The 9,881-nt window shown below is 70.7% G+C and carries 8 protein-coding genes; 5 read left to right on the top strand and 3 right to left on the bottom strand.

Annotated elements, in window-relative coordinates; translation table 11 throughout:
- Positions 1 to 1,622, top strand: a 1,622-nt coding sequence (locus tag IY392_RS02690; RefSeq protein ID WP_228548935.1) for a DUF2339 domain-containing protein, incomplete at its 5' end; no start/stop codon positions are given.
- Here IY392_RS02690 and IY392_RS02685 read toward each other — a convergent pair.
- Entirely contained in the window at positions 1,577 to 2,032 is a 456-nt protein-coding gene (locus tag IY392_RS02685; RefSeq protein WP_228548934.1) for a hypothetical protein, read from the bottom strand. The two genes, IY392_RS02690 and IY392_RS02685, sit on opposite strands and share 46 nt — an antisense overlap.
- Before the next feature lie 182 nt (positions 2,033 to 2,214).
- Between IY392_RS02685 and IY392_RS02680 the strand changes: the two genes are divergently transcribed.
- Positions 2,215 to 4,659, top strand: coding sequence for a glycosyl hydrolase family 65 protein (locus IY392_RS02680; protein ID WP_309230276.1), 2,445 nt, complete (start codon positions 2,215 to 2,217; stop codon positions 4,657 to 4,659).
- On the opposite strand, the gene IY392_RS02675 is transcribed toward IY392_RS02680, so the two are convergent.
- Both IY392_RS02675 and IY392_RS02670 read right to left on the bottom strand, forming a co-directional pair.
- Entirely contained in the window at positions 4,646 to 5,206 is a 561-nt protein-coding gene (locus tag IY392_RS02675; RefSeq protein ID WP_182613819.1) for a PGPGW domain-containing protein, read from the bottom strand. The two genes, IY392_RS02680 and IY392_RS02675, sit on opposite strands and share 14 nt — an antisense overlap.
- Before the next feature lie 45 nt (positions 5,207 to 5,251).
- Positions 5,252 to 5,881, bottom strand: coding sequence for a hypothetical protein (locus tag IY392_RS02670; RefSeq protein ID WP_194860438.1), 630 nt, complete (start codon positions 5,879 to 5,881; stop codon positions 5,252 to 5,254).
- Between the two features lie 244 nt (positions 5,882 to 6,125).
- On the opposite strand from IY392_RS02670, the gene IY392_RS02665 reads away from it, so the two are divergent.
- From IY392_RS02665 to IY392_RS02655, 3 genes are all read left to right on the top strand, one after another.
- Complete coding sequence (locus IY392_RS02665; protein ID WP_194860437.1) at positions 6,126 to 7,673, top strand: alkaline phosphatase PhoX; 1,548 nt, start codon at positions 6,126 to 6,128, stop codon at positions 7,671 to 7,673.
- 85 nt (positions 7,674 to 7,758) lie between these two features.
- Entirely contained in the window at positions 7,759 to 9,078 is a 1,320-nt protein-coding gene (locus IY392_RS02660; protein WP_309233984.1) for a cytochrome P450, read from the top strand.
- Positions 9,079 to 9,142: 64 nt separating this feature from the next.
- Positions 9,143 to 9,754 carry a putative glycolipid-binding domain-containing protein gene (locus IY392_RS02655; RefSeq protein WP_231750458.1) on the top strand — a complete coding sequence of 204 codons (612 nt, stop codon included), beginning with the start codon at positions 9,143 to 9,145 and terminating at the stop codon, positions 9,752 to 9,754.
- Positions 9,755 to 9,881 lie beyond the last annotated feature (127 nt).

Raw genomic sequence — 9,881 nt, 5'->3', positions numbered from 1 at the left:
CACCCGGACCCGCCCCGGCCGGGCCCGGGTGGACTCAACCCGCCGGCGATCGGAGCCGCCGGATGCCACGGCTCACGGCGGCCACGGTGATCGCCGCGGTCGGCGGTCTGGTGATGCTGGCCGGGATCGCGTTCCTCCTGGTGGTCGCGATCCAGGCCGGTCTCTTCCCGCCGATCGCGCGTGTCGTCGCGGCGGCGGTGCTGGCGGTGGTGCTCATCGGGCTCGGGTTGTGGCTGCAGGCCCGGCACGAGGTCACGCCCGAGCGCCCGATCAACCCGGGCGCGTTGGCCCTGGTCGGCACCGGCCTGGCCGCGGCGATGCTCGACGTGATCGCCAGCACCTCGCTCTACCAGTGGATCCCCGTCCCGGCGGCGTACATGTTCGTGGGTGGGTTGGCGCTGGCGGGGATGGCGCTCGCGCAGCGGTGGTCCTCGGCTCTGCTCGCGTGCCTGGTCTCGGCGGGAACGATGCTGCTCTCGCCGTTCATCTCTACCGGCGTGGAGCTGGCGGTGTTCCTCGTGATCCTCGCGATCGCGACCGCGGTGCTCGGCTCGGACCTCGGGATCGCGGTCAGGGTGGTGTGGTCGGTCTTCCCCGCCCCGGTTCTCGTCGGGTACCTCTCGCAGGCGTTCCGTCACGACAGGGGTTCCCAGATCGCGCTCATCGTGGCGGTCCTGGCGTTCGCCGCGGTGGGCGTCGGTATCGCCTGGGTCGATTCCCTGCGTCGCCGCCCGGCTCCGGAGCGGGCGGCCCTCGTCGTCGTCCCCACCGCGGTACCCCTGTTCCTCCTGTCCGGACTGCCCCTCCTCCGGCCGGGATGGCCGGTCGGTCTCGTCCTGGCCGCCGCCTACCTCACGGTCGCGGTGGTCGCCGGACGACGGGCCCAGGAGCCGGGGCCGGTCCTGCTGTCCGCCGTGACGGGTGTCGTGGGCAGCGGTCTGTTGTTCGCCACCTGGGTCGAACTCGGCGGGCGGGAGATGACGAGCCTGGCCCTGACGCTCAGCGCCACCGGGTACCTCGTGGCGGCCGGCCTGTGGCGCCGACGTTGGATGGACTGGGTGGCCGGCGTCGGCGGGTCGATCGCGCTCCTCGTGTACCTGGCGGTCAACCAGCCGTTCTTCGCACTGGACGAGGGGTTGGCGGTCCGCGAGCTCAGCTACTGGGACGTGGTGGCGGCGTTCGCGGCCACCACGCTCGCCGTGGCCGCGACGTGGTGGGGCTCCCGGCTGGCCCCGCACCGGTCCGCCAGGGTGGTGATGGCGGGTGCCGTGGCCGCGCTACTGACCTTCTCGGTCATGGTGGTGGCGGCCGGTGTGGTGATCGGCGACCTCGCCGGCGCGGCGCGTGACGGGTTCCTCGGGGCCCACCTGTTGGTCACGGTCCTGTGGATCAGCTGCGCGGCCTGGTTGATCCTCACCCCGAGCCCCCGGCTCTCGGACGCCCGTCGGATGGGATTCGTCCTGGGATCGCTCGCGCTCGCCAAGTTGCTCTTCCTCGATCTGGCCACGCTCCCCGGGCTGTTCCGGGTGCTGTCCTTCATCGCGGTGGGCGCGGTGATGTTGGCCGTGGCCGTCCGCTACCGCAACGACACGGATCCGTCCGGGAGCGGATCCCCCACGTAGATCCGGAAGGCGCGGGGTTCCGCACCGGCCATGAGGACCTCGACCTCGGGGTGGTCGACCTCGTCCGGGTCGTCCGAGGGCAGGCTCCAGACCACGTCGCCGGAGTCGGTGAGCTCCCTCAGGGCGAGGCGCGTCGCCCGCACCCACGTCACGTGCCGGAGTGCCGGTTCGTCGCGGAGATCGTCCTCGGCCATTCCTTCCCGGAGGTCGACCGTGAGGCGCTCCCCGTCGGGGGCCTCGTACGCGGTGCAGACGTGATCCACGAGGACGGACAGTGGCCACGACGGGCCCGAGCCGAGCAGATCGACGATGATCATCCGCGCATCGCCGACCTGGCAGGCCGTCGGTGTGGTGAGGACGTGGAGCCTGTCGGCAACGTCCTCCGAGATCTCGATGAACTGAACGGTCATGGTGAACCCCTGTTCCGGCGAGGCGGTCCACGGCGGGTCTCGCGCCGCGGCGAGGGCCGTCTCGACTGTGACGTAGATCATACAATATGCCGGTGGCCAACAAGTCTCGGCCAGATGACGATCGCGGAAACCGGCAGGCGGCGTCCCGGCGCGACCGCGGGTCGGTGGATAGGGTCACAGGCGTGAGCATCACGTCGACCGGGCCCGCCACCGACACCACCGTGGGGCGGTCCGACCCCTTCACGCTGACCTACACCGGGTTCGATTCCGGCGAGGAGGGACTTCGCGAGACACTCACCTCCACCGGCAACGGCTACCTCTGCACACGCGGCGCCGCCGAATGGGAGGAGGCCGACGGGGTCCACTACCCCGGGACGTACGTGCACGGTCTGTACAACCGCGCGACCACCATGCTCGGCGGGGTCCCGGTGCACAACGAGGACCTGGTCAACCTGCCCAACTGGCTGCCGATGAAGCTCCGGATCGGCGGTGCGGAGGTGCTGCGGCTCGCCGAGGTGGAGATCCTCGACTACGGGCACGAACTCGACCTCCGGTCGGCGACGCTGACCAGGCGCCTCCGGTTCCGGGACAAGGAGGGTCGCGAGACCGAGCTGGTCAGCCGGCGGTTCGTCTCGATGGCCGCGATGCACCACGCCTACATCGAGTGGACGATCACCCCTGTCAACTGGTCGGGGGAGGCGGAGGTGGTCACCGCGATCGACGGCCGGGTCACCAATGCCGGCGTGCCCCGCTACCGCCAGCTCGAGAGCGACCACCTGCGACCGGGGAGCACGCTCTTCCCCGCGCCGGAGGTGATCGCCCTCAAGGCCCACACCCGTCAGTCCGAGGTCGCGGTCAGCCTGGCCGCACGGACCCTCGTCCTCGTGGCCGACGAGCGGATCGACGTCCCGCGGACGGACTTCCGGACCCCCGACTACATCCAGCAGACGCTGTGCCTGGACCTTGAGCGCGGGGTTCCGGTCACGATCGAGAAGTCTGTCGCACTGTTCACCTCCCGAGACCCGGCCACCGGGAACACCATGACGCGCGCGCACCGATCAGTGAGCCGCGCCCGGCCATTCGACGCGGCCCACGCCCACCACTGTCAGGCATGGGGCCGGCTGTGGCAGGCGTGTGACATGAAGGTGTTCGGCGACGACGAGGCCCAGCATCTGCTCCGGGTCCACATCAGCCATATCCTGCAGACCTGCTCGCACCACACCGCGGACCTCGACGCGGGGGTGCCCGCCCGTGGGATCAACGGGGAGGCCTATCGCGGCCATATCTTCTGGGATGAGTTGTTCGTCTTCCCCTTCCTGACCTTCCGCACCCCGGAGGTCACCCGGGGTCTGCTGATGTACCGCTATCGCCGACTGTCGGAGGCCCGCGCGGCCGCGGAGGCATCCGGGTACGAGGGCTTCATGTTCCCGTGGCAGAGCGGGTCGCTGGGGACCGAGGAGACCCAGGAGGTACACCTCAACCCGCTGTCCGGACGGTGGGACGAGGACCTCTCGCACAACCAGCGACACGTGAGCGCGGCCATCTTCTACAACGTCTGGCAGTACGTCACCCTCACCGAGGACACGATGTTCCTCGAGTTCCGCGGTGCGGAGATGATGCTCGGCATCGCCCGTTTCTGGTCCTCGATAGCCCACTACTCACCAGAGCGGGACCGCTACGAGATCCACGGGGTGATGGGGCCGGACGAGTACCACGAGAAGTACCCCGGGGCGTCGGAGGCGGGTCTGCGCAACAACGCCTACACCAATGTGTTCGTGGCGTGGATCTGCGACGTCGCCGCGAGCCTGCTCGACCTCCTCCCCGAGCCCCGGGCCGAGGAGGTGCGCGCCCGACTCGAACTGCGCGAGGAGGAGGTCACGCGGTGGAAGGACATGAGCCGCAAGATGTTCGTCCCGTTCCACGACGGGGTCATCAGCCAGTTCGAGGGGTACGAGGACCTCGAGGAGTTGGACTGGGACTCCTACCGCGCCCAGTACGGCGACATCCAGCGGCTGGACCGGATCCTCAAGGCCGAGGGGGACACCCCTGACCGGTACAAGCTGGCGAAGCAGGCCGACGCCGTGATGCTGTTCTTCCTCTTCAGCGACTCCGAACTCAGGCGCGTCGTCCGGCGGCTCGGATACGACTTCCCGAGCGATGCCGCCCAGCGCACCATCGAGTACTACGACCGACGGACCTCCCACGGATCGACGCTGTCCTACATCACGCACGCGGGAGTGCTCGCCCGCTTCGACCCGGACGCCTCCTGGGAGAGGTTCAAGGTGGCCCTGGGTAGCGACGTCAACGACATCCAGGGCGGAACCACGCGTGAGGGGATCCACATGGGGGTCATGTCCGGGACCGTCGATCTGGTCCAACGGTTCTACGCGGGTATGCGGGTCAGCGGCGGGATGTTGCGACTCGACCCCAACCTGCCCAGCGGCATAGACGGGGTGTCCTTCAACATGACCTACCTGCGGTCACCGCTGACGGTGACGGTGATGAGGGATCGCGTCACCGTCCACCACCGCGACGGGGTGATCGACGCGACCCCCGTGCGGGTTCGGGTCGGCCGGCAGGAACGGATGGTCGCGGTGGGCGGCGAGGAGACGTTCACTCTGACGTGAGGTCCGACAGATCCGATGTGACGCCCTGCCGGGACCGTCGACGCTCCTCCCTCTCCCGGTGGCGTGCGGCGTGGCGTTCCCTCTCACGCTCCGTCTCGACCGCGTGATCGTAGGGGTTGCCACGGAAGCGATGGACCGAGTAGGCGATCAGTACCAGGCCGATGAGTCCGGAGGCGATCAGGCTCCCGCCGGTACCCCAACCGCCGATGAACCACCAGGCCGGGTCGAACGGCCACCACCGGGGCGCCGGGGGATGCTGTCCCCAGTAGATCCCCAGCCCGACCAGCCACGCCACGCCGAGCACCGACGCCGCGATCCTCGGCCAGGTCTGCACCCCGCGGGACGCACCCTCGAGCGCGACGCGCTTGACGGGGTCGACCCGCTTCTCGATCCACTCGTACTGCTGGGAGAGCACCACCATTCCCGCGAAGAGCGTGAGCAGCCCGGGGCCGGGCAGGAACAGGGCCGCGATTCCCAGCACGACGAGGGTCCACCCGAGTGTCTCGAGGGCGAGGCGCTTGGCCGCGACGTAACCGAGTCTTCTCACCCGACCATGGTGGCAGAGATGCGCGGCGTGGGTACGGCTGCGCGCTCAGGCCGGAACGGGTGAACCGAACGCGCGTGCAGCACGCACGCCTGCCTCGAGGTCGACCTCCGGCCACCCGTCGGGGGAGTGCAGGACGGCCGCCAGTTCGGGCGAGTCCAGCCGCGCACCGGCCGCCAGGAGCGCGTCGACCGCTCCGGTTCCCGGGGCGTCGAGCAGGGTGTCGTCGGCGAGGTCGTCGATGATGTCCCGCACGGCCGCCGCGGTCACCGGAAAGATCTCCGGGTCGAACCCGTCGTCGGTCGGCTGGTCCAGCCGCCACCACGTCTCCCCGTCCCAGCCGTACAGGAAGCCCAGGTAGAGGCCGGCGGACCGGGCGTGCTCGACTCCGCGACGCCACCACCCCGGGGCGTCGCCGACGAGGTCCGTCCCCGTCTCGCCGGTGCGTCCGCTGCCCTCGGTGAGGGAGAACTCGTGGTGCCAGCCGACGAGGAGCGCACGCCCCTCGCCGGGCCGGACGAGCGCCATCCACATCCCCTCGGCGCCGGCCCAGTGCAGCGCCGCCGGCGTGGGCGCGAAGTGCTCCAGTCCCACCGCGGCGCGGACGGCGGAGTCCACGGCGAGGAGGGAGGCGATGTCGTCAGGCGTCGAGTCCAGGTCCACCGGCAGCAGTGCCATGCCGGTCACATTAGGCCACCCCGGGGGCCCGGTCGATTGCCCGTCGGTGAACACTCGGCGACCACGGGGGTCCGGTGGGCCCCGTCGAGCCGATCCGTGCAGCCGGCGGGCGGACGCCCGCACCGCGTCTCCGCCGCGCGTTCACGCCCGCGACATCTCAACGGCGCGTTCCCGTTTCCATCGGCCCCTAGCGTCTGAACCCGCGCGCCGGACGGGCCGGCCGCGGGGAGAGGACACCGGAACAATGGCAACCACCAGCATCGATCGTCGTCGATTCCTCGCCGGCGCGGCAGCTCTCGGCGCGGGGGTGTACGTCGCGGGTAACCTCACCGGGACCTTCACCGGCTCCGGCGCGATCGCCGGCGCCACGGGCGTCGGGACCGAGGGGTACGGGGACCTGGTGCCGGACCCGAACGGTCTGCTCGATCTGCCGGAGGGCTTCACGTACACCGTGGTCTCGCACGCGGGCGAGACCACCATGGAGGGTGGCGCCGCGTCCCCGTCCGATCCCGACGGCGCCGGGTACTTCCCGGCCTCCGGCCCCCTCGGTTCTCTATCAGGAGCACTGGGCTCGGTCGGTGACCTCGTGGGCGGGGGTGGCGGCTTCCTCGTCCTCAACCACGAGATCGGCGGCAGCGAACCGCATGTCGTTCCGGTGACCGACGGGCTCACGTTCGACGACCAGGCGGGTGGGGGATGCACGGTGATCGCCGTCGACTCCCGGGGCGAACGCAGGTCGCAGTACGTCGGCGTGGCCGGCACGGTGAACAACTGCGCGGGCGGCGTCACCCCGTGGGGCACGTGGCTCACCTGCGAGGAGACCGAACTCCGGGCCGGTGGACGCTCGCTCCAGGGCAGAACAGCCTCACTGGACCACGGCTGGGTCTTCGAGGTCTCGCCGGACACCGCGCTCAACCGGGCCCAGGCCACGGTGCCTCTGAAGTTCCTCGGGCGGTTCGCCCACGAGGCCGTCGCGGTGCACCCCACGAGCGGCGTCATCTACCTCACCGAGGACGCGGGCAGTCCCAACGGCCACGTGTACCGCTGGACTCCTCCGCCGGGGTTCCAGCCGGGTACGGGCTCGCTCGCGGAGCTCGCCCGCTCCGAGGGCGGCGACACGGCCGGCACCTTCGAGATGATGCGATGCGTCTCCGGCGGCGCTCACGTACCGGACCTGTCGGTGGCCACCACGGTCGGCACGACCTACCAGGTCGAGTGGGTGGACGTTCCGGGTCGCGACCGACTCGCGGAGACCACCTCGATCCGCAAGCAGTCCTACGCCGACCGCGGCACCCGCTCGCGCAAACTCGAGGGCGCGTGGTGGAAGGAGGGCGCGTACGTCGTGGCCTCCTTCGCCCGGATGGGCGACGGTTCGGCGGCCGAGCACGACGGGCAGGTCTGGCGCATCGCGCCGGACGGTGCGTCCATCACCCTGTACTCCGTCTTCGGCAGGAACCCGGACCCGTCCGTCGACCTCGCGGACGGCGGGGGCTTCGACGGCCCGGACAACATCACGGTCTCCCCCCACGGCGGCGTCGTGGTGTCCGAGGACGGTTCCGGGATCCAGCACGTCGTCGGCGTCGACGACCGAGGCCGGGCGTACCCCATCGCCCGCAACCGCGTGAGCGACTCGGAGTTCGCCGGCCCGGTGTTCAACGAGGACGGCTCGGTGATGTTCGTGTCGATCCAGGGCGACGGCTACACGTTCGCGGTGACAGGTCCCTGGGAGCGTCTCGCCGGCGCCGCCGGGGCCGGCACCGGTTCGCTCGGCAGCGCGGGGCTGGGAGCCTGACACCCCTCGCCCGGCGCGAGCCGGCGTGTTCGGCGGTCCGGCTGCGGCGCCCCCTGTCGACTCCTACGGTGTCACCATGGACAGTGTGACCACAGACGACCTGACCACAGGCGACGGAGTTCCGCCCGGCCCGCGGCTGCCCGGCCTGGTGCAGGCGCTGCTCACGCTCTCGGCCCCCGCCGCCGTCTTCCCGGCGGCCGCCAGACGGTACGGCGTGCCGTTCAGGCTCGACCTGCTGCCCAGGGGGCGGACGGTGGTCGCCGTCGCCGATCCGGCCCAGGTCAAGGACGTCTTCGCCGGCTCGCCCTCGGTGTTCCACGCGGGCAAGGGCAACGAACTCCTGCGGCCACTGCTCGGGGACCACTCACTGCTCCTGCAGGACGGTGACGAGCACGCGCGCGCCCGACGGCTCCTCGCTCCCGCGTTCGGACGTCGCGAGATCGAGGGGTACCGCTCGCTCGTCGAGGAGGTCACGACCGAGCAGTTGGACCGCTGGCCGCGGTCGGGTCGGGTCCGTGCGCACATCCTGTTCAACCAGCTCACCCTCGAGGTGATCCTGCGAGTGGTGTTCGGGGTCACGGACTCGGCCCGCCTCGACCGGATCCGGCCGATCGTCGCGCGGGCGGTGGACGCCGGGCCGGTGGTGATGATCGGCATGGGCATCCAGCCGCTGCGCCGGTTCCGACCGTGGAGTCGGCAGGTCCGGGATCTCGCGACCATCCACGCCTTCCTGGGTGAGGAGATCGAGGCGACCCGCCGGGATCCGGCACTGGGAGGGCGACGGGACCTGCTGGCACTGTTGGTGCGGGCGTCCGCCCAGGACGCGCAGGGGCTGTCCGATCAGGAACTGCGGGACCAGCTGATGACCCTGGTGGCCGCCGGCCACGAGACCACGGCCACCGCCATGGCGTGGTCGGTGCTCGAACTGGCCCGGCACCCCGGGATCCAGGACCGCTGTGTGTCCGAGATCGCCGCCGGTGGAACGGAGTACCTCGACGCCGTGCTCAAGGAGACGCTGAGGCTGCACCCGGTGGTCCCGATGGTGATGCGGGAGTTGCAGGAGCCCGCCACCGTCGGTGGTCGCACCTATCCGCGGGGGATGACCATCTCGCCGTCGATCATCCTGGCCCACCGTGCGCCGGCCGCCTATCCCGCTCCGAAGGTCTTCGACCCCGGTCGTTTCCTCGGCGACGTCCCGACCCCCACCACGTGGCTGCCCTTCGGCGGCGGGGCCCGGCGCTGCATCGGTGCGTCCTTCGCGATGATGGAGGGCGAGGTGATCCTGCGGCAGGTGTTGACGCGGTTCCGCCTCGAGCCCGTGGGCAGCGGCCGCGAATGGCCCAGGGCGCGGAACGTGACCCTGTATCCGTGGCGACGCGCACGCGTGGAGCTGCTCCCGAGGTGACGCCGGTCCGCGACGACGGGAGGGTGATGTGCTTTTCGGTGCGGAGTTTCCTACCGTAGGAGAGGTGAACGCTTCCCAGTCGCCCTCGTCGCAGGTCGAAGCGCCGCGCGCCTCGGCCCCCCGCATGTACACGTGGATCTCCGAGACCGGCAGGGTGATCGAGCAGGTGAGAATCGTCCCGAAGGGCGACTTCTCCCGCGCCCACGGCCGGATCGTCTCCGCGGCGCATCCAGAACACCAGGCGTTCACCCTCGAGTACCAGGTGGAGCTCGGATCGGACCTGGCCCCGTGCCGGGTGCAGCTGACCGTCTCCACGGAGGAGTACGAGCGCACCATCGACCTGGTCCGTGACGACGAGGGTTCCTGGCTCCTGGACGACCCCTCCGACACCCGCTCCCGCGTCGGTGGCGCCGGTGTCGTCGACGTGGACGTGACCTACAGCGTGTTCTTCGCAAGTGTCATCAGCCGGCGGCTCGGGCTGCACTCGCAGCCGGGGTCGGTGGAGGAGCGGGTTCTCCGGGTGGACTCCCTCACCCTCGACGTCAGCGAGGACACGGTCACGTTCTCCAGCGACGACGAGAAGGTCCACGGGATCACGTCCACCGCCGCCACGAGCGCGACCGTCGACTCCGACGGGTTCATCATCGACGTGACCGGTCTCAGTCGGAGGGTCTGACCTCCAGTCCGGCGGCCCCGGCGGCGCGGAGTTCCGCGATCCAGCCCGGTGCCCCCGGCGTCACCGACACCGCCGAGTCCGGCCGAACCTCCTGCGCCGTCTCGTAGGCCCGCCGCGCCCGGTGCCC

The organism is Dietzia sp. SYD-A1 (assembly GCF_015356725.1).
Taxonomy (GTDB): Bacteria; Actinomycetota; Actinomycetes; order Mycobacteriales; family Mycobacteriaceae; genus Dietzia.
The sequence above is the reverse complement of the archived record's forward strand: the minus strand, read 5'-3'. Positions and strand labels throughout refer to the sequence as shown.